Source organism: Burkholderia semiarida (assembly GCF_029268935.1).
GTDB classification, from domain to species: Bacteria; Pseudomonadota; Gammaproteobacteria; order Burkholderiales; family Burkholderiaceae; genus Burkholderia; species Burkholderia semiarida.
Map to the genome: position 1 here is coordinate 284 of NZ_JAHLCL010000008.1, position 25,056 is coordinate 25,339.

Here is a 25,056-nt window from a genome sequence, read left to right on the forward strand (position 1 = left end):
TCGGCGGGATCGGCAGCATGATCGGCGGGCTGATCGGCAACAGCGCGGTGGCGGCGGTGGCGGGGCACCTGCAGACGAAGGCGTCGGTGGTGACGCTGACGCTGTTCGACGTGCGCTCGGCGGTGCAGATCGCGGCGTCGGAAGGCAGCTCGACGGCGACGAACTACGGCGCGGCGCTGGGCGGCCTCGGCGGCGGGGTGGGCGGCGGGCTGGCCGGTTTTTCGACGACGCCGGAAGGCAAGGCGACGGTCGTCGCGTTCATCGACGCGTGGAACAAGATGGTCGTCGCGCTGCGCAGCTACAAGGCGCAGGTGCTGCGGCTGGCCGTGCAGCAGTCGAACTGCTTCGTGATCACGTCGATCGGCAACCAGAAGAGCGACGCGCGCCTGTCGCGCATCACGCAGCTGCAACGCAACTCGGGCGAATATCGCGCGGGCTCGAAGCAGCAGAAGGGCCAGCGTGTGGCGGCCGACTACTACATGGAGCCGCAGATCGTGATCAACGATTCGCCGATCGGCGGGATCGGCAGCATGATCGGCGGGCTGATCGGCAACAGCGCGGTGGCGGCGGTGGCGGGGCACCTGCAGACGAAGGCGTCGGTGGTCACGCTGACGCTGTTCGACGTGCGGTCGGCGGTGCAGATCGCGGCATCGGAAGGCAGCTCGACGGCGACGAACTACGGCGCGGCGCTGGGCGGCCTCGGCGGCGGGGTGGGCGGCGGGCTCGCCGGTTTCTCGACGACGCCGGAAGGCAAGGCGACGGTCGTCGCGTTCATCGACGCGTGGAACAAGATGGTCGTCGCGCTGCGCAGCTACAAGGCGCAGGACGTGAAGGGCGGCCTGGGCCGCGGTGGCCAGCTTCAGGTCAACTGACGCTGACGGGCCGGCGGGATGCCGCCGGCCGCTTGTCGGGCCCCGATTCCTGATTCCTGATTCGTGATGGTCGGTGCGTGCGGTGTGATCCGCGCGTACGGGCGTCGTTCGTCCTGCTCGTTTGAAAGGTGATTCCGATGAAAGCCGTTGCACTGATCGCATTGACCTGCCTCGCGCTGACCGCTTGCGGCGGCGACGACAATTCATCGCCCGCGTCGTCCGGCGGTTCGGGGACGACCAACAACGGCGGCAGCGGCGGCAGCGGCGGGACGGGCGGCGCGGGTTCCGGCGGCAACGGCGGCTCGGGCGGCTCGGGCGGCGGCACGCTGACCTGGCGCTACGAGGCGCAGCCTGTCGCGGCCGATCGGGCCAGTTTCCTGACGCTGGTCAACAACGAAGGCGCGAAGGGCTATCGTTATCTGGGCGACTACTTCTACGCTGCGGGCAATGGCGGCACGCAGTCGATCTTCGTGAATGACGGCACCGCGCAGACCTACACGTATCAGTTGCAGACGGCGCCGGCCGACATGACGTCCTTCGTCAATACGGCCAACGCGCAAGGGGCGAGCGGCTACCGCTACGAAGGGCCGCTCACGTACGGCGATCTCTATCGCAAGGACGGCGGCTCGTCGGCCACCTACACGTACACGACGACCGGGCTGCCGGCCGATGCGAACGCGTTCCTCACACAGGCGAACGGCCAGGGCCAGTCGGGCTACTGGTTCGTCGGCCCGCTGATGGTCGGGGCCGTGCAGGCGAACGTCTACATGAAGAACGACGCGTCGAACGCAACCTATACGTACGACGCGCTGGCGCCGACGTCGACGGTCGGCGACTTCATCGCGCAGGCCAACAGCGAAGGCGCGAAAGGCTACCGCGCGAAGGGCGCGATGGCGTTCGGCACGGCGATCTCGTGGGTCTACGTGAAGGACCAGACGCAGTCGCCGACCTTCACGTACCAGTCGGCCGCGATCCAGTCGACCGGCGCGAACTTCGTGCAGCAGGCGAACACGTTCGGCGCGCAGGGCTCGGCGTATCTGAGCGACATCGCGCTCGGCACCACCGTGCCGCCGGTGATGGCGTCGTTCTATTTCGCGCCGAAGAACTGCACGGGCTTCCTGTGCACGACGCTGAATCCGCTCACGCAGAACTGAGCGGGCGCGCCGCGCGGGGCGTTCATTCGAGAATGATCCGCGCGCACCTCATCGAGTGCCTCAGGTGCGACACGCGATGCGTGGGCGCATCTTTTGCCGCCGGCTTGCCGGCGGTATTTCGTTTCTGCATACGCCGCGCTTTGCCGTTCTCCGCGTGACGCCGCGGCCCGGATCGGTCGAAATGTCGCATCAAAGACTCGGTCAAGTTCAAAACAATTATTCAAATTATTCAGACGAGTACTAAATCGGCCTGACTCGACTGATTTCCCCCGAGTCGTTTGGCATGATCGGGACAACTCCATCCCTTTCATTCCATCGTGACGTCCGTCCGGGCCGAGCATCCGCTCACCGCCGAACCCGACGTGCCGTCGCGCCAGGCCATGCCGTACAGCACGCTTCAGTCCATTCGCCGCTATCAGAGCATTTCGATGTTCGGCGGCGCCATTGTCGTGACGATCCTGATTCTCGTTGCCTGCGGGCTCGGGATCGTGTCGATCGTATACGGCTATCTGGACGGCGAGCGGCGCAATTTCCTGAACGGCGTCGAGGAAACCGTCGACGAGATTCAGGTGAGCGAGACGTCGTTCCGCAACGGCGTCGCGAATACGCAGCTGATCTGGCGAGAGCTCGATGCGGCGCCGGCGTCCGTCGTCGACGCATTCTTCGCCGACGGCGAGAAACTCGCGATCAAGCCGTATCCGTCGCTGGTGGTCGGCGTGCCGGGCCAGACGACGCGGCGCGACGAGGTGGCGCGCTACCTCGCGCTGTCGTTCATGCTGTCGCGTATCTGCGCGGCGAGTTCGCTCAATCGCGGACGCACCTTGGAGGGTTACCACTACAGCACGCGCACGGGGCTGTTCGGTCTGGTGCCGCACCTGTCGGGCGACAACCCGGCGCTGGCCACGGCCGAGGCGCGCGCGCATGTGCTCGACGCGTTGCGCATCGATTTCACACCCACGCCCGAAGTCGGCGCGGACGGTCGCCCGCACGTGCATTGGTTGCCGCCCTACGTCAACCCGGTGACGGGGCAGGCCCGCATCCGGATCGCCGCGCAGGCGCGCGCCGACGGCCAGCCGTTCGCGGTGCTCGTGACGGAGTACGCGCCTGAATATCTGCTGTCGTGGCTGCAGGATCGCCACGCGGCGGGCGTGTTCTTCATCACGACCGCGGACAACCGGCTCATCACGATCGATCCCGGGGTCGAGCGCACGCCGGCGCTCGACGCGCGCCTGCTCGCGCTGGACGTCGCGCACGGGCACGCGGCGCCGGCCGAGGCGATGTTTCGCGACGGCACGATCGTGTTCCGCGGCCCGCTCGCCGCAACCGGCTGGACGATCGCCTATGCGCTGTCGCTGGCCGATGTCGCGGCCGCGATCGGCGTGCAGGCCGGGGCGCTCGTCGCGACGTCGCTGCTGGCGATCGCGGTGATGTGGCTGCTGCTGGTGCGCTTCTACCGGCGCGTGCTCGTGCCCGTCTACTCGCGCTCGGCACGCGTGTTCGACAGCGAGGATCTGTGCCGCAGCGTGATCGGAATGGCGCCCGTCGGCATCGGGCTCGTGTCACGATCCGATCGCCGCGTGATACTGGCGAGCGACGTGCTGGCGCAGATGCTCGTGCCGTACGGCGGCGACCCGCAGGCGCTGGCGGCGCAGGTCCTCGCGCAATACGAGGGGTTCGTCGCGGACGAAGGCGCTGGCCGAACGATGACGACCGAACTCGTGCTCGACGCATCCGGCGCCGCGCCGCTGCATCTCGAGGTCATCGCGCACGGCGCGCGCTATCAGGGCGAGGACGTGATGATCGCGTCCTTCGCCGACACGAGTGCCCAGCGCCGGCTCGTGCATCAGCTCGAGGAAGCCGTGCGCGCGGCCGATTCGGCGAATGCCGCCAAGTCGTCGTTTCTCGCCGCGACGAGCCACGAGATCCGGACCCCGCTCAACGTGATCCTCGGCAACCTCGAATTGCTCGAGCGCACGGCGCTCGATGCATCGCAGCAGAGCCGCGTGCAGACGTTGCGCGCATCGGCGGAGGGCCTCCTCGCGATCGTCAGCGATATCCTCGATTTCTCGAAGATCGAGGCCGGCGCGATGTCGGTCGAGTCGATCGAGTTCGACGTGATCGCGGTGATCGAGCGCGAACTGGCGGCATTTTCCTCCATCGCGAAGGCGAAGGGATTGCCGCTGTTCGCCGACATCGACGCGAGCGGCGCGCAGCGCATGCGCGGCGATCCGACGCGGCTCGCGCAGGTGGTCGGCAACCTGCTGGGCAACGCGATCAAGTTCACCCGCGAAGGCCGCGTCGTCGCCCGTGTGGTGGCGGGGCGAGGCACGGGCGGCGTACCGGAACTCGCGATCGGCATCGAGGACACGGGCATCGGCATCGATCCCGCGCAGCGGGCCCGGCTGTTCAAGCCGTTTTCCCAGGTCGACGCGTCGATCACCCGGCGCTATGGCGGCACGGGGCTCGGCCTCGCGCTGTGCGATCGGCTCGTCGCGGCGATGGGCGGGACGATTTCGGTCGACAGCGCGCCGGGCGTCGGCAGCCGGTTTACCGTTCGGTTGCCGCTGCGCATGGAGATTGCGCCGAAATCCCGGGCCGTGACAGGCGAGCGCCGGACACTGATCGTCGTGTCGCCCGACGACGCGTGGCGCGCGTTCGCCTTTCCGCATCTGCGTGCATGGGGTTTCGATGTCGCGATGCATCCGAGTCCGATCGGGATTGCCGCCGGGTGCCTCGAGCGTGCTCACGCGATCGTACTCTTCGGCGATTCGGAGCAGTGGCGGCGCGACGAGCTCGACAGTCTCGGCGGCGGTACGCCGGTCGTACTCGCGACACCGGACGGCCCGCTGCAGCCGAACGTCGCGGGCCGCACGATCCGCGTGTCGAGCTATTCGTTGAACGGGTTGTGCACGGCGATCGAGCAGGCGCGCGTCGCGACGGCCGAGCAGCGGCGGCCGCCGGCGCGGGAAGGGAGTGACGATCGGCCCGCGGGAACTTCCGGCGCGCGTGTGCCTCGCGTGCTGGTTGCCGACGACGCGTCGGTCAACGGGTCGATTTTCCGCGAGCAGCTCGAGGTGCTCGGTTGCGCGGTCCGGTGCGTGTCGTCCGGCGGCGCCGCGCTCGACACGCTCGCGAGCGGTGCGTGGGACGTGTTGCTGCTCGGCGCCGACCTGCCCGACATGTCGGCATGCGAACTCGCGGAAGCCGTCCATGCGCGCATGTTGCCTGGCGACATGGTCGCGGTCGCATCGCATTTGACGCCCGAGGACGCGCGTCGTTACGCGGCGTCGAACATCGACTGCGTATTGACCAAGCCGGTGACGCTGGCCGACCTGCGTCGCAGCCTGGCCCGTATCGCACGACAGCGCGGAATACGGTTTCCCGCCGTCGCCGCGGACGAACGGCCGACGTCGAGAGCAGCCGTGGCTGCGGCGGCGCACTGGCCAGGACGATAAAAATGAACGATGCGACTGCGGCGTAGATCGCCCGTATCCAGACTGGGAAGGCAGACACGCGGCATCGCCCGGATGCCGCGTGATTTCGATTGAACAAGGAGGGCGAAGGCCGTGCGCTATATGGGGAAGGTGTTCGGGCTGCTGCTTGGATTCGCGACGCTACCGGAGAAATCCAGACGGGATTTTCTCACGAGGCTGAACGAGTTCATGATGATGTCGCCGTCGCAGAAGCGGCGGGCGATCACTGAGTGGCAGCATGCTGCGGACGACAGGATGGATGAACCGGACAAGACCGTGGCCAGGCGTTAGGCAACGGGCCAAGGCGCTTTGCGGGACGGGATGGATCGACGGTGTGGGGGCCGTCGATCGGGTGTGCGTGGGCGTCCGATTGCCGAACGTGCGTGCCGTCGCGGCGCCGTGGTCCAGCCGGCGGCCGGCGCGTCGGCGGTGGCGTCGAAGCTCGACGGGCGCGGACCGGCGGAAGCGCCGCCCGTCCCGATTCTCGGTGGCGACGCCGAACCCGTCTATTATCCTAAAATTACGCTGCGCACCGCCCGGTTCGCTGAACGTCGCAATCCAACCGTTGCGAGATCGATTCGAATCCCGGCGCGTCGCGCAACATGGCACGTCGGGCCGCGTGTATCGGGAGAAGAATAAAGATGGATGAATTTTTTGTGCGAGTGATGGTGGCGGACGATCATCCGTCGTCCGCACTCGGGATGTCGCAGGCACTCGCGGGCAGCAGCACGATCAAGCTGCTCGGCACTGTCTCGAATTCGACCGATCTGGTGGCGATGCTCGACGAGCAGCAGAGCGACGTGCTCGTCGTCGATTACGTGATGCCGGGCGGCAAGTATGGCGACGGCCTCACGTTGTTGTCGTTTCTGCAGCGCCGCTATCCCGCGCTTCATCTCGTCACGATCACGATGATCGACAATCCCAGTGTGCTGCATGCGATCCAGCGGCAGGGCGTGGGGTGCATCCTCAGCAAGTCCGATGCGATTTCGCATCTGGTCGGCGCGGTTCACGCGGCCTATGTCGGCGCGAACTATCTGTCGCCGTTCGTCAAGCAGTTGCTCGAGGGCACCGAGAAATCGACGGGCACGCGTGCGCTGACGGCCCGCGAAATCGAGGTCGTGCGGCTTTACGGGGCCGGCATGACGGTCGGCGAGATCGCCATTCAGCTTCACCGGAGCAAGCAGACGATCAGCTCGCAGAAGTCGAGCGCGATGAAGAAGCTCGGCATTGTCCGCGACGCGGATCTGATCCGCTATGCAAGCGAGGGCCATCTGCCCGACATGCCTGGGACCGATGCGTAGACGGGCAACCGGCGGGCGGTAACCGTGACCCGGGCGGCGCGGGCGGCTGCACCGGCGCCGACGCGACTTCCACGACACCTGGAAAATCCAACAAAAGTATCGCTGCGCAGACCGCCCGTCGACGTGAGCCGCACGGCGGTGGCCTCGGACAAACCCGCTGGGGCGTCGAGCGCCCCTTCGCATGGCTGCGCAACTTCGGGCGCTTGCGTATCCGGTTCGAACGCCTCGCTGCCACACGCGAGGCGTTCATGAAAATCGCCGCATGCATCATCTGCTGGCGGCAACTTCAAAAATCATTCTGCCAGCGTCTCTTATGCCCACCAAACTGAAAGCGCTGATTGCGCACGCTACCGCCCCGGGCCGCAAGCCGTTCGAGCCCGGGCGCGTGCGGCGCCAGCAGCAATGGCTGCTGTACGGAAGCGGTGTGGCGATCACGGTGTTCGTGCTGGTTTGCGCGGCACTTGTCGTGCGACTCGACCTGCAGGAATCGCTTACGCAGTACCGTTCGGAGTTTCTGGTGCGCAAGGCCGACCTGCTCACGGAGATGGAGGTGGTCAGGGCGCTGCAGAACCGCTATGTCGAGAACATCGAGTTGATCGCCAGGAACCGCACGGCCGTGGCGCCCGATACGCTCGGGCGCTTCGCCGACGATCGCGGCAGGCTGGTCGTCGTTGGCGAGGCGGGGCGGGTGGCCTTTGCCGCGTTCGCGGTCGCTTCGTCATCGCAGTCGGCAAAGGCCTACGCTCCGTGGCTGGGCAGGCTGCTCGCGCAGAGCGAGGTCACGGGCACCATGCCGGCACAACAGCCCGGCGATCCGGGAATGGGCGGATATCTGATCGATCCGGAAGGCAATTTCGTCATTGTCGCCGGGTATCCGTTGGTCAAGCAGGTGCTGGCGCTGCCCGCGGGCTTCGACATCAAGGCATTGATCCGGCAGTTGCAGCCGCCGCCCGAGTTCATATCGGCGGCGGCCGAATCGGATTACCGGAAGATCCTGCTGGACCGGCGACAAGACCCGCTCGTCGGGCGTTCGGTGCTGCGGTTCGTGCAGGCAGTACGCGACGCGCAGGGCAAGCCGATCGCCTGGTTTGCCCTTGTCACGCGACCTGCGATCGACGATTTTCTGCGTTCGTCGTCCGTCGGCAAGGATTACGCGCTGGTCGCCCCGGGCGCGCATGTCCTGACGGGGCGCGAAGCGGATCCGGCGCTGACTGCCCGCGCACTCGACTTTGCGCAAGGGGCGCGCGATGAAAGGGCGGCGCTCCATCGCGTCGGCATGAATATCGTCATCGGCGACCAGATGGCGGGGTTCCGCGCGGCGTTGATCGCGACCATCTCGTGGCGCAGCCTGTTCGACGACGTGGCTGCCCGCCTCGGAATCGCGATCGGTCTCGCGGTGCTGGCGATCGGCATGGTGTGGTTCGCGATCGTGATGTTCGACCGACGCGCGCTGCGCCCGATGAACCGTCGTGCAATCCGGCTGATCGAAAGCGAGGCGCTGAACCGCACGCTGATTCGCACGGCGCCGGCCGGGCTCATGCTGCTGTCGCTCGCCAACGGCGACACCATGGTGCGCAACGAGGCCGCGCAGGCATTTGACGACACCCGAACCGAGCCGCCGCTCGGCAAGCGCATCTGGCAGGCCTATCACGACAGTATGGCGGGTGGGCGGACGCCACGTGTCGTCACGCACGAATTGCCGGTCAGTCTCGCCGGCGACGGGACGGCCTTTCTCGCCGCGCACATCGTCCGTACGCGCTATCGCGGCGTCGATGTGTTGCTCTGTACGCTGACCGACATCACCGCGCACAAGCAGATGGAGGGCATGCTGCGCGAGGCCCGGCAGGCGGCGGACGATGCGAACAAGGCGAAGTCGACGTTCCTCGCGACGATGAGCCACGAGATCCGCACGCCGCTGAACGCGATCGTCGGCAATCTGGAGTTGATGGAGCGCGCGCCGTTGCCGGCCGACGAGCGGCGACGCCTGCAGACGGTGATGTCGTCGTCGGATGCGTTGCTGCGCGTGATCAACGACGTGCTCGATCTGTCGAAGGTCGAATCGAACCAGATGGTGCTGGAGGCCGTGCCGTTCGATTTGCGTGCGGTTGTGCGCGACGTCGCGGCGATTTTCCGTCCGCTCGCCGCCGCCCGGCACCTCGCGCTCGAATGCAGGATCGATCCGCGGCTGGCCGACGGTCATGTCGGCGACCCCACTCGCCTGCGTCAGATCGTGTCGAATCTCGTCAGCAACGCAATCAAGTTCACCGAGCGCGGCAGCGTGACGATCGACGCGCGACCGACGGGCGCCGACGGTCGAGCGCATGGCGTCGAGGTGGTGGTACGCGACACCGGTATCGGTATCGCGCCGGAGAGTCTGCCGACGTTGTTCGACGTGTATGTCCAGACCGATGCGTCGATCTACCGGCGCTTCGGCGGCACGGGGCTCGGCCTGCCGTTGTGCCGGCGCCTCGCGCGGCTGATGCATGGCGACCTGGCGGTCGAGACCCGGCCGGGCCAGGGCGCGACGTTCATCGTGTCGCTGCCGTTGCGCGACGCCCCGTCCGGATTGCGCGCCGAGTTCGACGAGACGGATTCCGCCGCGTCGTCGTTGCCGGCATACGCGGCGGGCGAGACGCCGCTGCGCGTGCTCGTTGCGGAGGATCATCCGGCGAGCCGCGCGCTGCTGCGCGATCAGCTCGATGCGCTGCATTGCGACGCCATGCTCGTCGCGAACGGTGTCGAGGCGATGCGCGCGTTCTTCGCGCATCCGTTCGACGTGGTGCTGACCGATCTCGGCATGCCGGAACTCGATGGCTTCGCGCTCGCGAACTTCCTGCGCGAGCAGGGCGCGAAGGTGCCGGTGATCGCGATGACCGCGCATGCGACCGAGGAGGATCGGCGGCGCTGCGCGCAGACCGGCGTCGCGGAGGTCGTGCTCAAGCCGCTGTCGATCGATGCGCTCGGCGCGGTGTTGCGGCGCCACGGAGGGCGCGGCGCTGCGGCGTCGCATCAGGCCGATCGTGCCGCCCGGCCGGTGCCGCCCATGACGGACGAGATACGCGAAAAATTGCGTGCCTCGACGCTGCATTCGCTGGCGACGATCGATGCCGCGCTGCTGCGCGGGGACGTCGCATGCCTTCGCGGCGAACTGCATTCGATGCGAGGCGGTTTCGCGCTGGCCGGCGATGGGGAGTCGAGCGAAGCATGCGCGAAAGGCGAGCGCATGCTGGCTGCGGGCGGTCTCGACGCGCTCAAGCGGGAATGGCCGGAGATACGCGCGGCGATGGAGGCCGCGCTGGCGAGATTGGCCGGCATCTGAACCGAATGGCGCCGCGCCGGGCTGCGCCTCCTGCGCGCGAACTTCGTCCGCGAAACCGATGAAGCCGAGCCCGCCGAGCGGATGCGCGTTCATGGTGCTCGCGGAGATCCTGTCCACGCACGCGTTGCCGCTGTCGCGCGGCGTGACGGCCGGTTTCGCGCGGGTGTTCCGCGCGCAACGGGCCGCGATTGCACCGATCAGACGTCAGTTTGCGTCCTTGACTATCATGCGCCCATGCGGGGCAGATGCCGCATATCGCGATAACCTAACTGTGAGGGCATCATGGCAAGACAGACGATGGCGGAATACCTGGCGAAGACGCTGGCGGCAGCGGGCGTCGAGCGCATCTGGGGCGTGACGGGCGACAGCCTGAACGGCCTGTCGTTCAGCCTGAGCCAGATCGGCTCGATTCGCTGGATGCATACGCGGCACGAGGAAAGCGCGGCGTTCGCGGCCGGCGCGGATGCCGCGTCGACCGGGCGGCTCGCCGTTTGCGCGGGCAGCTGCGGCCCCGGCAACCTGCACCTGATCAACGGCCTGTACGACTGCCACCGCAATCACCAGCCGGTGCTCGCGATCGCCGCGCACATCCCGTCGACCGAGATCGGCCTCGGCTATTTCCAGGAAACCCATCCGCAGGATCTGTTTCGCGAGTGCAGCCACTTCGCCGAACTCGTGACGAACGCGTCGCAGTTTCCGCGCGTGCTGGCGCGGGCGATGCGCACCGCGATCGAGGAACGCGGCGTCGCGGTGATCGTGCTGCCGGGCGACATCGCGCTCGGCGACGGCCCGGACGAGGCGCCTGCCTGGAGCGAATCGGCGCCGCCGTCGATCGTGCCGGCCGATGCCGATCTCGACCGGCTCGCGGCGCTGCTCAACGGGTCCGACGCCGTCACGCTGCTGTGCGGCAGCGGCACGCAGGGCGCGCACGACGAAGTGGTCGCGCTGGCCGACACGCTCGGCGCGCCGGTCGTGCATGCGCTGCGCGGCAAGCAATTCGTCGAATGGGACAACCCGTTCGACGTCGGGATGACGGGGCTGATCGGTTTCAGCTCCGGGTATCACGCGATGGAATCGTGCGACACGCTGCTGATGCTCGGCACGGATTTCCCGTACCGGCCGTTCTATCCGGCGAACGCGAAGGTCGTGCAGATCGACTGGAAAGGCTCGCAGCTCGGCCACCGCGCGCCGCTCGCGCTCGGGCTCGTCGGCACGGTGAAGGAGACGATCGCGGCGTTGCTGCCGCGCTTGACGCGCAAGACGCAGCGGCGCTTCCTCGAGAATGCGCTGAAGCACTATGCGGCCGCGCGCAAGGGGCTCGACGATCTCGCGGTGGCCGAGCCGCCGGGCCGCGCGATTCATCCGCAGTACCTGACGAAAATCATCGACGAAGTCGCGGCCGACGATGCGATCTTCACGGCCGACGTCGGCACGCCGACGCTGTGGGCGGCGCGCTACCTGACGATGAACGGCAAGCGGCAACTGCACGGCTCGTTCAACCACGGGTCGATGGCGAATGCGATGCCGCAGGCGCTCGGCGCGCAGGGCGCGCATCCGGGGCGGCAGGTCGTGTCGCTGTCGGGCGACGGCGGGCTGTCGATGCTGCTCGGCGATCTGCTGAGCGCCCGCCAGCTCAAGCTGCCGATCAAGATCGTCGTGTACAACAACAGCCTGCTCGGCTTCGTGTCGATGGAGTTGAAGGCGGCCGGCTATCTCGACACGAACGTCGACCTGAGCCCGACCGACTTCGCGGCGATCGCGAAAGGCGCCGGCATTTTCAGCGTGCGCGTCGAGCATTCGGAGAACGTCGAGCACGCGTTGCGTACGGCATTCGCGCATGACGGGCCCGCGGTGGTCGACGTCGTCACGTCGAAGTACGAGCTCGCGATGCCGCCGAAGATCGAGCTCGCGCATGCGAAGGGCTTCAGCCTGTTCATGCTGCGCGCGATCCTCAGCGGGCGCGGCGACGAGATCGTCGAACTCGCGAGAACCAACTTGCGGTGACGTGTGCTGCGCGTCGTGCAATCAGCATGGCGCGCGGTGCACAGCGCCGGCAGTGCCGCCTGCTCGCACATGGCATCGAAGACCACCGTCGACGCCGTCGGCGGGTGGGGCGCGGGCGAATGGCACTCCGCATCAATGCCCCCGACCCCATTTCGACCGCCGCCGTGGGGTCGCGGGCCGACGATCTCGCCGCGATCGAGAGACGATGCTGCGGCAGGTCCGGATCGCTGGCGAGCGTTGCGCCGCGCGCTTGCCGCGGCGCGTCGATCGCCGACCGTGGAACGGGCGGGTGGCCAGGCACGAATTGGTCAGGCGAATCAGGGTCAATCTTCACGTCGCCTTAAGTTTGCGTTTCCTAGAATCGATTGATCGTCGCGCGTCCTGCGGCGGACAGATTCGCCGAGGAGGATACGCATGAACCTTGTCCGTGTCGCCGTAACCCTGTTCCGCGCAGTCGTCGGCACGCCGCGGCTCACCGCACAAGCGCTGGAGGCGCGCCTATGACGTGGCCGAACGCGTGGCGTGTCTCGGCACTGTTCGTGCGCGAGTGGGTCGGCCGGCCGGCCTCGGTCGGTGCGTTGTGCCCGAGTTCGCGGCATCTGGCGCGCGAGATGGCCGACGCGGTGCCGGGCGGCGACGGGCTGGTCGTCGAGCTCGGCGGCGGCACTGGCGCGATCACCGCGGCGCTGCTCGAACGCGGCGTCGCGCCGCGGCGCCTCGTCGTGGTCGAACGCTCGCCGGCGTTCGTGCAGCATCTGCGGCGTCGCTTTCCCGGCATCTCGATCGTGTCGGGCGACGCGCGGCAGCTCGAGCGGCTGCTGCCGCCGGGCGCCACGGTCGACGCGATCGTGTCGTGCCTGCCGCTGCGCACGCTGCCGCGTGAGGACGTGGCGGCGATCCTCGGTCAATGTCAACGCGCGCTGTCGGCCGACGGCGTGATGATTCAGTTCACATACGATCTGCGCCCGCCCGGCCGTCATCCGCTCGGCGATCCGGGATTCGTCGCGTGCGACAGCCGGATCGTCTGGGCCAATCTGCCGCCGGCGCGTATCGTCACCGTGCGCTGCGCCGCCGCCGAATACGCCGGCTGAGCTGGCCGCGGCGCGCTGCCGCATCCTAGCAGCGGCCATACCGACTCTTCCAGATTCCATCCATCGTGCCGTCATGTCCGATTCTTGCCGCTGGATGGGTCGACGCGTCGTGAGCAATGCTTGCGATCAGGTCGCCGGTGTCGTGTCGGCGATACCGGCGATACGGTCACGCGCTAGACACGCGCGCTGTCCGTTACCTGCACCCCGGGCCGCGACGCGACCCGCTTGATGAAGCGATCGAGCGGCGTCGCGTAGCCGCGTGCGATGACCGCGCTCACGCCGGCCGACAGCGCCAGATAGGTGACGAGCAGCGCCAGCTTGCCGTTGCCGTGCGTGGCAGACGGCGGCCAGAACGTGCGCAGCGCGCCGAGCACGATCAGGTGCAACAGATACAGCTCATAGCTGAGCCGGCCGCTCCAGCGCAGCGGCGCGAGCGTGCGACCGCGAGCGGCGCCGCATTCCGCATGCGCGCCGATCAGCAGTATGGCCGTGCCGAGCGCCATCGCGGACACGCCGAACACATGGCTTTCGGCGATCGGCCACGCGAGATAGAGCGCGGTCATCAATGCGGCGGCGAGCCATTGCACGGACGCGGCCGCAAGCGACCGCCATCGCGCGCGTGCGGCCAGCAGCGCGGTGCAGCAGCCGATCGCGATGCCGTCGAAGCATGCGAAGTACGCATAGAGGAAGCCGCCTTCGTCACCCTGGTGCGTGTAGCGGTACACGGGACCGATCGCGGCAATCAGCAGCCAGAACGCGAACAACCGCGTGTCGCGGCGCAGCGCGATGCACAGCAGCGGGAACGACAGATAGAACACCTCTTCGACCGACAGCGACCACAGCACGCCGAGCGCGTAGTTGACCCATCCGTACGCGCCGATCAGCACGTTCATCCAGAACGTGAGCGACGCCAGATTCACGAGCCAGTACGACACGGCGATGCCCTGCGGCGCATGGTTCGTGAAGATCGGCACGCCGGCCGCTGCGAGACCGTTGACGAGCGCGAGCAGCAGAAGCAGGCATGGGACGATCCGGGCGACCCGTGACACGTAGAACGCGCGCACGTCGAGCGCGCCGAGGCTGCCCCAGCGGCGGCGCGCGTTCGACGTGATCAGGTAGCCCGAGATCGTGAAGAACATCGTCACGCCGTAGTTACCGTTGCGCACGATCGCATGGATCGTGTCCCAGCCGAGCACGCGCGCGAGCGCGGTGTCGCGCAGCGAATACGCGATGTTGAAGTGATGCAGCAGGACGAGCAGGATCGAGACGCCGCGCAGCAGGTCGATGCGGGCGTTGCGGGGGGCGGTGCTCATTGCGGCCGGGCCGGTTCGGCAAGCGTCGGCAGCGCCGCGAGGAACGTGTCGCGCGAGCGCAGGCCGGCATTCGGCGTCTGCCGCTCGTCGTCCTGGATCAGGTTCGCGAACACCAGCGTGCGCGCGCCCTTCGTCGCCCAGCCGACAAACCAGCCGTATGCGTGCGCGGCGTCGTACTTGATACCCGGCGAGCCGGTGCCGGTCTTGCCGTGCACCGTCCAGCCGCCCGGCTGCGTGTCGATCAGCGTGATGCGTGCGGTCATGTCGTACGCGTGCGCGCTGACGGGCAGCGTCCGTCGCGCGATCCCGCGCATGAACGCGACTTGTTCGAGCGGCGAAATGCGTAGCGACGAATTGACCCACGCGCCCATCACGCCGGGGCGTTCGCCGTCGTTGCTGGTGACGTCGGCGTTGCCGTAGCCGAACGCGCTCGTGTACTGCTGGAAGCGTGCCTGCCCGAGCGCCTGCGCGACCTGCTGCGAATACCAGAAGATCGACAGCTTCATCCAGCGTGCCGGGTCGGTCGGCTCGCGCCACGGCGCACCGCCCCAGTCGGGGTAGCCGGTGTGGAAGTCGAGCGTGGGCGTGTGCTCGTCCTTCAGCACGCCGGCGTCGAAGCCCATCAGGCTGATTGCGACCTTGAACGTCGATGCAGGCGTCACGCGGGTCGTGCAGTCGCCCTGCTGCACGAGCACCGTGCCGGTGTCGGCGTCGGCGACGACGGTGCAAACCGGATGGGCGTGAGACGGCGCGGCGGCCGCGAGGCCGGCGAAGGCGAACAGCGCATGGCGCCAGGGCTTCAAGTGCAACTCCTTGGAAAGCGTGCGGAAGGTGCGCGGGCGGGAAGCGGGAGGGCCGTGCGCAATGGAAGCCGACGGTCGGCATGGGTTAGCGCGATCGAGGCCGTCGGCGTGGCTCACAGTGTATCGGCGGATCGCCGGCTGTCGACCTGTCATGGTTGACGGGGCGCGCATGGCGACGCTCGCCGGGCCCAGCGGCTCGTGTCGATCACACGCATTGTCACGCCGATGAAAGGCTCGCGGCCGTCCTGTGCCTGCGGGCGGACAAAGACACCTCGCGCAGACCGGTGCGGTTATCGCGTGGTGGCAGGGGAGGCGGCGGCCCGGGCTTGCGACGCGTTACAGGTCCGGATCCAACCCGAAGTGCAGGAGCGTTTCGCGGCGGCAACGCGCTTCGGCGTCGGCTATCGAGATGACGCTCAGCGTGCTCTTCGATCGGTCGATCGGCCCCACGTCGAAGACTTTTCGTTGCGGTGGCGCGGGCGAGTGGAGGGCCGGCAGTGTATCGGGCGCGACGGTAGCCGTATTTGACGCCTGCGAGTGTCCGTCATGACGTTCGTGCGTGATGAGCGCGTCGATGAACTGCTTGAACTGCGAGAAGCGAATGGGAAGATGGGTGTTCGGCGCGCGACCGCGTCCGGCCGTGGGCTTCACGATCCGAAAGCCGGCAATTGGACGGTGTTTCCGAGTCATCCGTATATCCCTTTTTCGATCAGGTATCGTTGCAGTGCCAGTACTGACGCGCCATGAGGCGCAACGTTGAATGTCATCACGCGATGCGATCCGGCCGCCCGCCAGAAGTCTCGTCCGGATCGCGTCGCGTAAAGCGCATGCAGAGACCGAAGCGATCCGTCGGCCAAGCCGACCGGATATCCCTGGAAGTACTGGAACAGTGCAGCCTCGTCGCCATGCGTGCCGGGAATGGGCGCATCGAAACCAAACCGCGGCCACGCGTAATATCCGCAGAGCCGAGGCCCGCCGGGTTCGGGTGGTGCTTTGCGGCCGCCTATTGCGAATGCGCTGATCCGCGCGATCTTCAACCTATCACATGCCCTGACGATTCGCCACAGCATCGCCGCGCCGAGCCCGACGACAGCGTTATCGACGAGATCGATGATCCCAAGTTCCAGTATGGACGCTTCGTGGGTTTGAAGCACGGATACGCGGTTCTCGGATCGGATGAGTCCTGGATGCGTCACGGAGAACGTCAGTCGATTCGTGCTATCGAGATACACCTGAACGTCCGACCCGGCAGGCGCACCACACAGCGAAACCAGCAGTTCGTCCGGCACGTCGCCGTCCACGCCGAGGCACGCGGAGATATCCAGATCGTTTCGATCGACCGTGAGCCGATCGTCGAAGTACATCGTCTCGTATGGGAGGACGTGACTGAGATCGACACGCTGAACGGTCATGGCTGCGGGCGACGAGTGGAAAGCGCCCAGCATATCGCCGCGCCCCCGGCGGGCCGAGTCCGCCAAACGGCCGATCGGATGTCGACTCGATTGCCCGTCGTATCCGCCTTGCCCCTGTCGAACGTCGGCAGCGCCACGCGGCAGCTCGGCTCGTAAAACAGCAGGATCCGTCCGTCGCGCGGCATGCCGTTTTTTGCACGACCGCCCCGTTTTTTTGCACGGCTTTTATACGGTCGCTTCTAAGCTGGGGACGTGTCGAACAGCCGGGACGGCTTCCGTCCGCGCCATGACCTTCATTCATCCCTTTCCCGCGCTCGATGTCGCCAGCCGACGGTTACGCGCCGGCGCACCCGACGACGTCGCACCGTTTCCGCCGCCGCGCCCGCGCCTGCAACTGCCCGTCACGCTGACGGCCGACTCCGCCGAGGCCGCGCACGCCCGGCTCGCCGGGTTGCTGCACTCCCCGCTCGGTGTGTATGTCGTCAGCGCGCGCGCCGTGTGCAACGTGATCCACGTGCATGTCGACATCGCACCGGAAGACCTGGATTTCACGCTGCACACGCTGATCGCGCAGCAAGTCGACGCGGTGATCGGGCCGGTCGCGCGCCGCTTGCGCATTCCGCCCGCCGCCCGCTGAGCCGGGAACGCCGATTGCTCGGTTAATCCGCCGCCGATTCGCCGGCCGGCGTGCTGTCCGCCGGCTGGCAACGGCGGCCGTTTGTGCGCTGCGTCGAACGCGGCGCTACCCCTGAACAGGGAGGGCCCATGTACCTTACGGAAGAAGTGCGTATCGCGCGCCCGGCCGCCCGCCGCGCGCACGCCGCGGCGTTGCCGTCGGGCAGGCAGCTTGCCCGGCAATTGATGGTGACGGTTCGCGCGGCGGACGTGCTGCTGCGCCAGGCGATTCGCGTGCCCGATCGCCATCAGTGGTCGGTCGACGCCGAGCGCGTCGATGCGGCCGGCGGGCCGCTCGCCGCGTGGGATTCCCACGTGACGTTCCGCATCGTCAAGTCACTCGCACCGGCGTTCGATGCGGACGGGGATGCGAATGCGGCCGACCCCGATCAAGTCGCGGTCGAGATCCGGTTGTTTCTTCCCGAACAGGCTTATGTGGCCGAGCGGCGCATCGGCATCTTCGGCCGGCGACACGGCCAGCGGTTCAGCGCGACGCTGTCGGTCACGGCCGGCTCGCAGTGGGGCGGCCGGCGCGGCGAGCATGTTCCGCCGGCAGGGCGGCACGTGCACGGCGACACGCTCGAAGCGCTCGTGGACACGGTGGCCGGCATCGTCAACGCGGCGTTGCGCGCGTCCGGACATGGCGCGACGGGCCACGGGTGAGCCCGCGGCGAGCGAGCGCCGGCGGGCTCACGCGTCGCCGGTCTGCCCGGTCTGCCGTTGCAGGTCTTCCATCAATTGTTCCGCGAGGAAGTCGCACGGCGGCCGTTTCGACTTGGTGCTGCGCGCGAGGATCAGCTCGAGCGGCGGCAGGTCGGGCAGCCCGTGCGAGCGGCCGAGCATCGACAGTTGCGCGGGGATCGCGCAGCGGGCGAGCGGCGCGACCGCGAGGCCGGCTTCGACCATGCTGAGCAGCCCGAGCAGGCTCGGGCTTTCATACGACGTGCGGTACGGCACTTTCGCGCGTTCGAGGCTGCGGATGGCGTTCTCGCGCGCGACGCTGCCCGGCATGAACACCGCGATCGGCAGCGGCCGCTCCTCCCACACGCGCGGCCCGTTCGTCATCGCGGCCCACGCCATCGGCTCGTGGCGGATGAAATCGCCCGACAGCCCCTTGATGCGCGTCCCGCACACGAGATCGACGGTGCCCTCCTTGATCAGCGGCGCGAGCGCGCTGCTCGGCAGCCCCATCACCTGAATCTCGACCTTCGGGTAGGTCGCGGAGAATTTCTTCAGCACCGATGGCAGCAGCGACGACGCATAGTCGTCCGGCACGCCGATCACGACCTTGCCGGTCACTTCCGGCCGCACCACGGCCGCCCATGCCTCGTCACGCAGCGCCAGCATGCGTCTGGCGAATCCCAGCAGCACCTCGCCTTCGCGCGTCAGCACGATGCTGCGCGGCTTGCGCACGAACAGCGGCCGGCCGATCGCGTCTTCCAGGCTCTTGATCTGCATGCTCACGGCCGACTGCGAGCGGTTCACGGCCTCGGCCGCGCGGGTCATGTTGCCGGTTTCCGCGACGGCGACGACGGTGGCCAGCACGTCGTGATCGAGCATCTTCATGGGGTATCAGGAAAACTGAACGTAACGATCAGCATTATGCGTTTTTATTGTTGCTGTGTGTCTGCCATAGTGCGATCACGCTGGCGCTTCGCCCGACGAGGCGCGGCACTCGGGCCGGACGATCCGGCGTGCGGGACCGAACAGGGAAGCGTGGTGAATCGATGATGGACCATCCGTTGCGCGCCGCACTGGCCGCGGAATTGCATGCGCGGCCGTTCCTGCGGCTCGCCGAAGCCGTATCGCTCACGCATTACGCGATCTATGCGGACGGCCAGCCCGACATCCACGAAACGCTGCTGCACGCGCTGTGCCGCGACACGGGCATCGACGCGCCGCATGAAGGCGCGACGCACTACGCGGTGCAGTCGCCGTGCGGCTGGCACCTGAAGTGGGAGCGTCACACCGAATTCTCGACCTTCACGTTCGTCGCGCCGCGTCGCGACACCGGTTATTTCGACGATCTCGCGATCACCGGCATTCCGGCTGCGTGGTTCGCGCGGCTGGCCGGCATCCGCTTCGTCGCGGTGCGGATGGAACTGCTGTCGGGCGATGCCGCGCAGCGTGTGTGCGGCGACCTGCGGCGCTGGATCGACGGGCCCGCGCTCGTCGGTAGCCACGTGCTCGGCGGCGGCAAGGTGTTCTGCGACTGGCACGTACGCGACGACGGCTTCATGCGCTTTCTCGTCGTCGACGAGGATTTCCGCGAGGAGCAGGGCGGCCGCCTGCTGCAGCGCCTGTACGAAATCGAAACCTACCGGATGATGGCGCTGCTCGCGTTGCCCGTCGCGCGCCGGATGAGTCGCGAGCTCGACGAGATCCACGCGGCGCTGCACGCGCTGATGCAGCGAATGGCTCGCGACGGCGGCGTTCAAGGCGCTGCACGTGATGAACCTGCCGGTCGATCCCGAACTGGCGGAAGGGCTGCTGATCGCGCCGGTCGTGTTCGCGGTGATCCACATCACGCGACGCACGCGTGCGCAGCTTGCGCGTTCGGAGGCGGCGCATGACGGTGCGCCCGTGCATGCGGCGGCGTTGAAGCGGGCCAGCTAAAACATCAACGACCTATCAAGGCAAAGGAGTGGAGATGACTTTTTCGCAGAAGCAAGCGGCGTTCTATAGCGGTTTCGATGCCGCGTTCGACGAGCCGGCCGCGGATGACGCGGGTATGCCGGAAGAAATGCGCGTGACGTCGTATCAGGCCGTGCTGCAGGAACCGATGACGTCGCTCGTCGGGAATACGCTCGACCGGCCGGAGGTCGCGGCGGTGGCGATTCTCGGGTACAACTGACGCGCGTTTCGTTCGCCGCGATCGTTGTGACCTGACGCGCTATAGTCGTGCGATATCCGCCGCGTGTGCTGCGCAGCCGGCGGCCTATTCACGTACGCGTTCGCTTCCATGACAGCCCATCCCGACGTTACCCTTCAACTGACCGACACCGAGCAGCCGGCCGCCCGAGACTTCATCAGCCGCAAGCTCGGCGAATTCAACCACGCGATGACGGGGTGTGCCGATACAGCCGCGCTCGACGTCTACGTGACCGATCCCGCGACCGGCGAGGTATTGGGCGGCCTCACCGGCCGGACGTCGCTGGGCCTGTTCTTCATCGACCTGTTCTATCTGCCCGAATCGCTGCGCGGCGGCGGCTTCGGCAGCCGGCTGCTACGCGAGGCCGAAGCGGAAGCGAAGCGACGCGGGTGCGCGCGTGCGGTGCTGTACACGATCTCGTTCCAGGCACCGGACTTCTACCGGAAGCACGGTTACGAGACGTTCGGCGAAGTGCCGTGCGAGCCGGAAGGCGCGGCGCGCGTGTTCATGGTCAAAGTGCTCTGAGCGTGAAGGAGCGGCAACGGGCCGCTTCCCGACATCCCATGACACACCGGTTGCCCCGCATCGCTCACGGATCATCGCCCGGGCGCCGCCCGCTCGACGATCATGTCGTACAGCGCGCGTGCCGCGGGTGACAGTTGTGCGTTCCGGCGCATGACGAGCACGAGCGTGCGCGACACCGACGGCTCGATGAGCTCGATCGTGCGGACCATCGGATACGCATTCTTCTGGATCGCGAGCTTCGGCACGACGGCCGCGCCGAGCCCTTCCGCGACGAGCCCGAGCGCCGTCGAACTACGCTGCACCTCGTAGAACGAATGCAGCGACACGCCGCTCGTTTTCAGCGCGCCTTCGAGCAGCCCGCGATTGCCGCTCACTTCGCCGGCGAAGATCAGCGGATGCGGCTGCAGCGTCGCCCAGCGGATGCGCCGCCGCTTCGCGAGCGGGTGATCGTCGCGGCACACGAGTACGTAAGGGTCATGCGTGAGCGGCACGCTGACGAGTTCCGGGTGCTGGTCGCCGGCGATGCCGATGCCGAATTCCGCCTCGCGCCGCAGCACGGCCTGCAGCACCGACGCCGATGCGTGATCGAGAATCTTCACGCGATCGTGCGGCCGGTGCCCGGAGAACGCGCGCAGGATGCGCGGCAGGTACTGAACGCCGACCGTCGGCACGCACGCGATCGTGACGTCGCCGCGCTGGCTCAGGCCCGTCTCGCGGATTTCGGTCAGCGCATCGGAGAGCTCGTTCAGCAGCCGGCGCGCCTGCGGCAGGAAACGCCGGCCGATCTCGGTCAGCGTGGTGCGGCGCGTCGTGCGTTCGACCAGCGCGACGCCGAGATACGCCTCGAGCTTGCGCAGCCGCTGCGTGATCGCCGTTTGCGTGACATGGAGCGTATCGGCAGCCTGCCTGAAGCTGCCGCCGTCGGCGATCGCGACGAAAGCCTGGACACCGAGCGTATCGATTTTCATCAGAATTTTGAATCAATCACGATATTAAATTCATTTTACTGAAGGCCGGCGGCAGTCGCAGAATGCGCTGGACCGATGGCCAGCCGCTTCCCCCGCGCGGATGCGCGGCGGCCGGTCATGCCGACAAGGAGATCTATCGTGACGACCCCGCTCGATCAATACGCGAATCAGTACGTGCAGTTCGAGGACGAACGGACACGGCCGGTGCGCGACCTGCTGGCCGCCGTGCCGAACACACCGATCCATACGGCGATTGATATCGGCTGTGGGCCCGGCAATTCGACGGAAGCGCTGATCGCGCGCGCGCCGGACGCGACGATCCACGGGATCGATGCGTCGGCGGACATGATCGCGGCCGCGCGCAAGCGCCTGCCGGCGCTGCGTTTCGACGTGGCCGATGTTTCCACCTGGGACGATCCGGGCGGCTATGACCTGATCCTGTCGAACGCGGTGCTGCAATGGGTGCCCGCGCACGACGCGCTGTTCCCGATGCTCGTCGGCCGGCTCGCGCGAGGCGGCCACCTCGCGGTGCAGATGCCCGACAATCTCGACGAACCCGCGCACCGGCTGATGCGCGAAGTCGCGGCGGCCGGGCCGTGGGCCGACAAGCTGAAAGGCGCGGCGCGCACCGAGCGGTTCGATGCGCGTTATTACCATGCGCTACTCGCGCCGCTGTGCTCGCGCGTGGACGTGTGGCGCACGACCTATTACCACCCGCTGCGCGGCGGCGCGGATGCGGTCGTCGAATGGTTCAAGGGCAGCGCGCTGCGGCCGTTCCTTGCGGCGCTCGACGCGTCCGAACAGCGCGCGTTTCTCGCGCGCTATCGCGACGCGCTGGCCGGGCCGGACGGTTATCCGGCGCAAGGCGACGGCACGGTGCTGCTGCCGTTTCCGCGCCTGTTCATCGTGGCGACGCGCAAGTAACGTGGCAACGACGCGGCATCGATTAGACCGATGGCCGTGCGTCAGCGCACCGCCTCCACCGATGCCGGTACGCCGACGCGGTGGCGCAGGTCAGCGCAAGATGGCCGGCGGTGCGCCGCCGTCGCGCGCTTCGGCGGCGGGGCGCGCGGCGGTGACCGAACCCCACGCGGCGAGTTCGCGCTTCGTGCGTACGCCGAGCTTCGCGAAAGCACGCTTCACGTAAGACTCGGCCGACGCGACCCGCACGCCGAGAATCCCGGCGGTTTCCGGCACGGTTTTGCCGGAGAGCAGGTGCTTGCAGGTTTCGTATTCGCGCTTCGACAGCTTCACGCCGTCGGCCGCGAGCCGCGCATCGAATTGCGCGAGCGGATGGACGTCGGGCGTCGCGTGCGCGATGCGCCGCGCGGCGGTGGTCGACGCATGCAGTTCGAGCAGCGGGAACAGCATGTCGCTGATGCTGCGGAAGCGGTTCATCTCGGCGAGCGTGAACGGCGGGCGGTCGCGGCCGCGCTCCAGCGCGATCGAATGCTGCGAATAGCGCGTGCCGCGTGCGAGCACGCATTCATGCCCGATATGCACGTCGTCGAACAGGCGCTGGCGGAACTCGCCAGGCGGGATCGCCGCGATGTCGCGCACGACGAGCATCGTGCCCGTCTTGCCGCGCAGCCCCGCGAACAGCGGGTCGCTGTCGAGAAAGCGCTCGTAGTAGAGCGTCATCACGTCGGAGATTTCGGTGGACGCGGCGCCGATGCCGCTGCTGCCGATCCATTCGCAACGGTAGCCGGTCGGCATCGTCGCGTCGACGCGCGAGCGTTCGACGTGTGCGACGTCGAGCGGCACGATATCGTTCAGCAGTTGCATGAGGCGCGGCACGAAGTGCGGCGTGCCGACCGTCTCGATCAGCTCGCCCAATGCCTTGAACGATACGTTGAAGCGGTCGTTGTCGCGGTGGAAGGAATTCACGTTGAGCAGCATGCGGTTCCGAAGGGCCTGTTCCGCCCATGACCCGCGTTCCCCTGATACGAAAAAAACAGGTGTCGGGCCGGCCCTCGGCGGGGCCGACCGCCCGCCCGTCATCCGCGGGAGCACGCCCTTGACGCGGCTGGATTCTAGCGCTTGCCGTTCGCCCCGTAAAACGTCGCGCGTCACCCCGAAGAGGGCATACCGGGGCAGTGTAAACGAGTCACTGCATCTCCACCTTTTTTCTTGCGCGGCTACGCGTCGATGCGTGCCACCTCGCCGACGAGCAGCCCGTACGATGGCTGCCCGCGAGCGCCATCGCGGCGATGCAGGTGGGCCACGGTCGTCTCCTGTGTTCTATGCGCCGGCCGGCGCGCGCGAACGAGGCGGCCGGATCGAATGGCGTTGGAGCGAACGTTGGAGCCGTGGCGCGGCGTGCGTGACATTTGGGCAGGCATCCCGTTAATGGGATGTTCAGCGCCACGATATGTGGCAGCGGGGGAGCACTGCATCGTGCCTCAGTTTCCCATCGCCTCCTTCGCACTGACCCAGCCCTGCACGGCGCCGGCTTGCGGATTGCGATACCGCACCTTCAACCACCGGAAATCGTCGCTCGCGTCGATCACCTCCACCGTGTCGCCCGCGACGACATAGCGGCGCGTGGGTGCGTCGGCCATCGCGACGTGCAGCGGCAGGCGCGCCGGCCGCACCTTGAACGTGACCGTGCCGCCATCATGATCCTGCGGGCGGCGCGACACGCGCCTGCCGTGCTCGTCGTAGGTGAGCAGCATCGACGACGGGCCCGAGTCGCCGTCGAGCAGATCGCGCAGATCGTCGGGGATCGCTTCGCTGGTTTGATACAGATACATCTTGCCGTTGCCGTCGAAGCGGTACGCATCGGTGTACCAGATCGGGCCGCCGCGGCACGAGCTGTACAGCGTGCGCGTTTTCGGCTTCGCTTGGACGTTGATCAGGTCGTCGCAATTGCCGTGCGGCCCGTTGCCCGCCGGCATCTTCAGCGGTTCGAACCGCTGGCGCGCGGGGTCGTACAGGTAGATGCCGTAGTTCTCGTTGACCATGCCGAGCACCGCGCGCATCGCGAGATCGCGATGGCCGTCGAAGTTGTAGTCGTCGGTCGCGAGGTGGTAGCGGCCTTCCTCGTCGGCGGCGGTGACGGCCAGCGTCTGGGTCGTTCCGCTCGGCAGGAAGCGGACCGTGACGTGCGCGCCGTCGGTGCGCTCGACGCGTGCCGTGACGGCATCGTCGACCTTGAACTCGAGCAGCGGCCGGGCGGCGTGCGCGGCGGGTGCGATCGACGCACACGTGGCGAACAGCAGCGCGGCGACACGGGCAAGCGGGTGGAATCGCGGAAATCGTGTCATGGGCGGTT

21 protein-coding genes and 2 pseudogenes are annotated in these 25,056 nt (G+C 67.5%); 15 read left to right on the top strand and 8 right to left on the bottom strand.

The genetic code is table 11. The features are described from left to right. Positions 1–8: 8 nt before the first annotated feature. From KPB06_RS23240 to KPB06_RS23280, 9 genes and pseudogenes are all read left to right on the top strand, one after another. On the top strand, positions 9–872 hold the full coding sequence (locus tag KPB06_RS23240) for a hypothetical protein (RefSeq protein ID WP_275920564.1): 864 nt from the start codon (positions 9–11) through the stop codon (positions 870–872). A 137-nt stretch (positions 873–1,009) separates the two neighbouring features. Next, positions 1,010–2,026 (top strand): hypothetical protein, encoded by a 1,017-nt coding sequence (locus KPB06_RS23245; protein WP_059579650.1) that lies wholly within the window; start codon positions 1,010–1,012, stop codon positions 2,024–2,026. A 380-nt stretch (positions 2,027–2,406) separates the two neighbouring features. Then, positions 2,407–5,481 (top strand): ATP-binding protein, encoded by a 3,075-nt coding sequence (locus KPB06_RS23250; RefSeq protein WP_059579835.1) that lies wholly within the window; start codon positions 2,407–2,409, stop codon positions 5,479–5,481. A gap of 120 nt (positions 5,482–5,601) precedes the next feature. Beyond that, positions 5,602–5,790: a hypothetical protein gene (locus KPB06_RS23255; protein WP_081059181.1), complete on the top strand. Its 189-nt coding sequence runs from the start codon at positions 5,602–5,604 to the stop codon at positions 5,788–5,790. 350 nt (positions 5,791–6,140) lie between these two features. Further along, positions 6,141–6,800, top strand: a complete 660-nt coding sequence (locus KPB06_RS23260; RefSeq protein ID WP_060316165.1) for a response regulator — start codon at positions 6,141–6,143, stop codon at positions 6,798–6,800. A gap of 98 nt (positions 6,801–6,898) precedes the next feature. Further along, positions 6,899–7,129 (top strand): annotated as a pseudogene (locus KPB06_RS23265) (transposase); the annotation flags it as partial. Next, complete coding sequence (locus KPB06_RS23270; protein WP_104013148.1) at positions 7,114–10,119, top strand: ATP-binding protein; 3,006 nt, start codon at positions 7,114–7,116, stop codon at positions 10,117–10,119. The pseudogene KPB06_RS23265 and the gene KPB06_RS23270, both read left to right, overlap by 16 nt. A 282-nt stretch (positions 10,120–10,401) precedes the next feature. Then, positions 10,402–12,123, top strand: coding sequence for a ubiquinone-dependent pyruvate dehydrogenase (poxB, locus tag KPB06_RS23275; RefSeq protein WP_059579660.1), 1,722 nt, complete (start codon positions 10,402–10,404; stop codon positions 12,121–12,123). A 500-nt stretch (positions 12,124–12,623) separates the two neighbouring features. After that, complete coding sequence (locus tag KPB06_RS23280) at positions 12,624–13,214, top strand: class I SAM-dependent methyltransferase (protein ID WP_059608813.1); 591 nt, start codon at positions 12,624–12,626, stop codon at positions 13,212–13,214. A gap of 173 nt (positions 13,215–13,387) precedes the next feature. On the opposite strand, the gene KPB06_RS23285 is transcribed toward KPB06_RS23280, so the two are convergent. The 4 genes from KPB06_RS23285 to KPB06_RS23300 form a co-directional block, all read right to left on the bottom strand. Next, complete coding sequence (locus KPB06_RS23285; RefSeq protein ID WP_104013147.1) at positions 13,388–14,527, bottom strand: acyltransferase family protein; 1,140 nt, start codon at positions 14,525–14,527, stop codon at positions 13,388–13,390. Beyond that, on the bottom strand, positions 14,524–15,330 hold the full coding sequence (gene blaOXA / locus KPB06_RS23290) for an OXA-1043 family class D beta-lactamase (RefSeq protein WP_099317018.1): 807 nt from the start codon (positions 15,328–15,330) through the stop codon (positions 14,524–14,526). The genes KPB06_RS23285 and blaOXA overlap by 4 nt, the downstream gene beginning before the upstream one ends. Before the next feature lie 336 nt (positions 15,331–15,666). After that, on the bottom strand, positions 15,667–16,020 hold the full coding sequence (locus tag KPB06_RS23295; RefSeq protein ID WP_089465323.1) for a hypothetical protein: 354 nt from the start codon (positions 16,018–16,020) through the stop codon (positions 15,667–15,669). Next, a complete protein-coding gene (locus KPB06_RS23300) occupies positions 16,017–16,694 on the bottom strand; it encodes a hypothetical protein (RefSeq protein WP_258048615.1) in 678 nt (225 codons plus the stop codon). Before KPB06_RS23300 ends, KPB06_RS23295 begins: the two co-directional genes overlap by 4 nt. A gap of 334 nt (positions 16,695–17,028) precedes the next feature. Here KPB06_RS23300 and KPB06_RS23305 point away from each other — a divergent pair, with 334 nt between their 5' ends. After that, complete coding sequence (locus KPB06_RS23305) at positions 17,029–17,379, top strand: hypothetical protein (RefSeq protein WP_099317020.1); 351 nt, start codon at positions 17,029–17,031, stop codon at positions 17,377–17,379. A gap of 128 nt (positions 17,380–17,507) precedes the next feature. Next, on the top strand, positions 17,508–18,080 hold the full coding sequence (locus KPB06_RS23310; protein ID WP_275906019.1) for a hypothetical protein: 573 nt from the start codon (positions 17,508–17,510) through the stop codon (positions 18,078–18,080). Between the two features lie 27 nt (positions 18,081–18,107). Here the strand turns inward: KPB06_RS23310 and KPB06_RS23315 are convergent, their stop codons facing one another. Next, a complete protein-coding gene (locus KPB06_RS23315; RefSeq protein WP_006485479.1) occupies positions 18,108–18,983 on the bottom strand; it encodes a LysR family transcriptional regulator in 876 nt (291 codons plus the stop codon). Between the two features lie 161 nt (positions 18,984–19,144). Between KPB06_RS23315 and KPB06_RS23320 the strand changes: the two are divergent. The 3 genes and pseudogenes from KPB06_RS23320 (at position 19,145) to KPB06_RS23330 (ending at position 20,814) form a co-directional block, all read left to right on the top strand. Continuing rightward, positions 19,145–20,033 (top strand): annotated as a pseudogene (locus tag KPB06_RS23320) (DUF3422 family protein). A 34-nt stretch (positions 20,034–20,067) separates the two neighbouring features. Next, entirely contained in the window at positions 20,068–20,271 is a 204-nt protein-coding gene (locus KPB06_RS23325; RefSeq protein ID WP_059579677.1) for a hypothetical protein, read from the top strand. A 108-nt stretch (positions 20,272–20,379) separates the two neighbouring features. Next, entirely contained in the window at positions 20,380–20,814 is a 435-nt protein-coding gene (locus KPB06_RS23330; protein ID WP_104013146.1) for a GNAT family N-acetyltransferase, read from the top strand. A gap of 71 nt (positions 20,815–20,885) precedes the next feature. Here the strand turns inward: KPB06_RS23330 and KPB06_RS23335 are convergent, their stop codons facing one another. Then, entirely contained in the window at positions 20,886–21,782 is an 897-nt protein-coding gene (locus tag KPB06_RS23335) for a LysR family transcriptional regulator (RefSeq protein WP_104013145.1), read from the bottom strand. Positions 21,783–21,920: 138 nt separating this feature from the next. Between KPB06_RS23335 and tam the strand changes: the two genes are divergently transcribed. Beyond that, entirely contained in the window at positions 21,921–22,706 is a 786-nt protein-coding gene (gene tam / locus KPB06_RS23340; protein ID WP_104013144.1) for a trans-aconitate 2-methyltransferase, read from the top strand. Positions 22,707–22,796: 90 nt separating this feature from the next. On the opposite strand, the gene KPB06_RS23345 is transcribed toward tam, so the two are convergent. After that, positions 22,797–23,681, bottom strand: coding sequence for a helix-turn-helix transcriptional regulator (locus KPB06_RS23345; RefSeq protein ID WP_104013143.1), 885 nt, complete (start codon positions 23,679–23,681; stop codon positions 22,797–22,799). Between the two features lie 503 nt (positions 23,682–24,184). Further along, positions 24,185–25,048 (bottom strand): XAC2610-related protein, encoded by an 864-nt coding sequence (locus tag KPB06_RS23350; protein WP_275906018.1) that lies wholly within the window; start codon positions 25,046–25,048, stop codon positions 24,185–24,187. Between the last annotated feature and the right edge of the window lie 8 nt (positions 25,049–25,056).

Excerpts from the sequence above, each read along its gene's own strand:
- KPB06_RS23245 (WP_059579650.1), top strand. The coding sequence starts at position 1,010 with ATGAAAGCCGTTGCACTGATCGCATTGACCTGCCTCGCGCTGACCGCT.
- KPB06_RS23250 (WP_059579835.1), top strand. The coding sequence starts at position 2,407 with ATGCCGTACAGCACGCTTCAGTCCATTCGCCGCTATCAGAGCATTTCG.
- KPB06_RS23255 (WP_081059181.1), top strand. The coding sequence starts at position 5,602 with ATGGGGAAGGTGTTCGGGCTGCTGCTTGGATTCGCGACGCTACCGGAG.
- KPB06_RS23260 (WP_060316165.1), top strand. The coding sequence starts at position 6,141 with ATGGATGAATTTTTTGTGCGAGTGATGGTGGCGGACGATCATCCGTCG.
- KPB06_RS23270 (WP_104013148.1), top strand. The coding sequence starts at position 7,114 with ATGCCCACCAAACTGAAAGCGCTGATTGCGCACGCTACCGCCCCGGGC.
- poxB (WP_059579660.1), top strand. The coding sequence starts at position 10,402 with ATGGCAAGACAGACGATGGCGGAATACCTGGCGAAGACGCTGGCGGCA.
- KPB06_RS23280 (WP_059608813.1), top strand. The coding sequence starts at position 12,624 with ATGACGTGGCCGAACGCGTGGCGTGTCTCGGCACTGTTCGTGCGCGAG.
- KPB06_RS23285 (WP_104013147.1), bottom strand. The coding sequence starts at position 14,527 with ATGAGCACCGCCCCCCGCAACGCCCGCATCGACCTGCTGCGCGGCGTC.
- KPB06_RS23295 (WP_089465323.1), bottom strand. The coding sequence starts at position 16,020 with ATGACTCGGAAACACCGTCCAATTGCCGGCTTTCGGATCGTGAAGCCC.
- KPB06_RS23300 (WP_258048615.1), bottom strand. The coding sequence starts at position 16,694 with ATGTACTTCGACGATCGGCTCACGGTCGATCGAAACGATCTGGATATC.
- KPB06_RS23305 (WP_099317020.1), top strand. The coding sequence starts at position 17,029 with ATGACCTTCATTCATCCCTTTCCCGCGCTCGATGTCGCCAGCCGACGG.
- KPB06_RS23310 (WP_275906019.1), top strand. The coding sequence starts at position 17,508 with ATGTACCTTACGGAAGAAGTGCGTATCGCGCGCCCGGCCGCCCGCCGC.
- KPB06_RS23315 (WP_006485479.1), bottom strand. The coding sequence starts at position 18,983 with ATGAAGATGCTCGATCACGACGTGCTGGCCACCGTCGTCGCCGTCGCG.
- KPB06_RS23325 (WP_059579677.1), top strand. The coding sequence starts at position 20,068 with ATGACTTTTTCGCAGAAGCAAGCGGCGTTCTATAGCGGTTTCGATGCC.
- KPB06_RS23330 (WP_104013146.1), top strand. The coding sequence starts at position 20,380 with ATGACAGCCCATCCCGACGTTACCCTTCAACTGACCGACACCGAGCAG.
- KPB06_RS23335 (WP_104013145.1), bottom strand. The coding sequence starts at position 21,782 with ATGAAAATCGATACGCTCGGTGTCCAGGCTTTCGTCGCGATCGCCGAC.
- KPB06_RS23345 (WP_104013143.1), bottom strand. The coding sequence starts at position 23,681 with ATGCTGCTCAACGTGAATTCCTTCCACCGCGACAACGACCGCTTCAAC.
- KPB06_RS23350 (WP_275906018.1), bottom strand. The coding sequence starts at position 25,048 with ATGACACGATTTCCGCGATTCCACCCGCTTGCCCGTGTCGCCGCGCTG.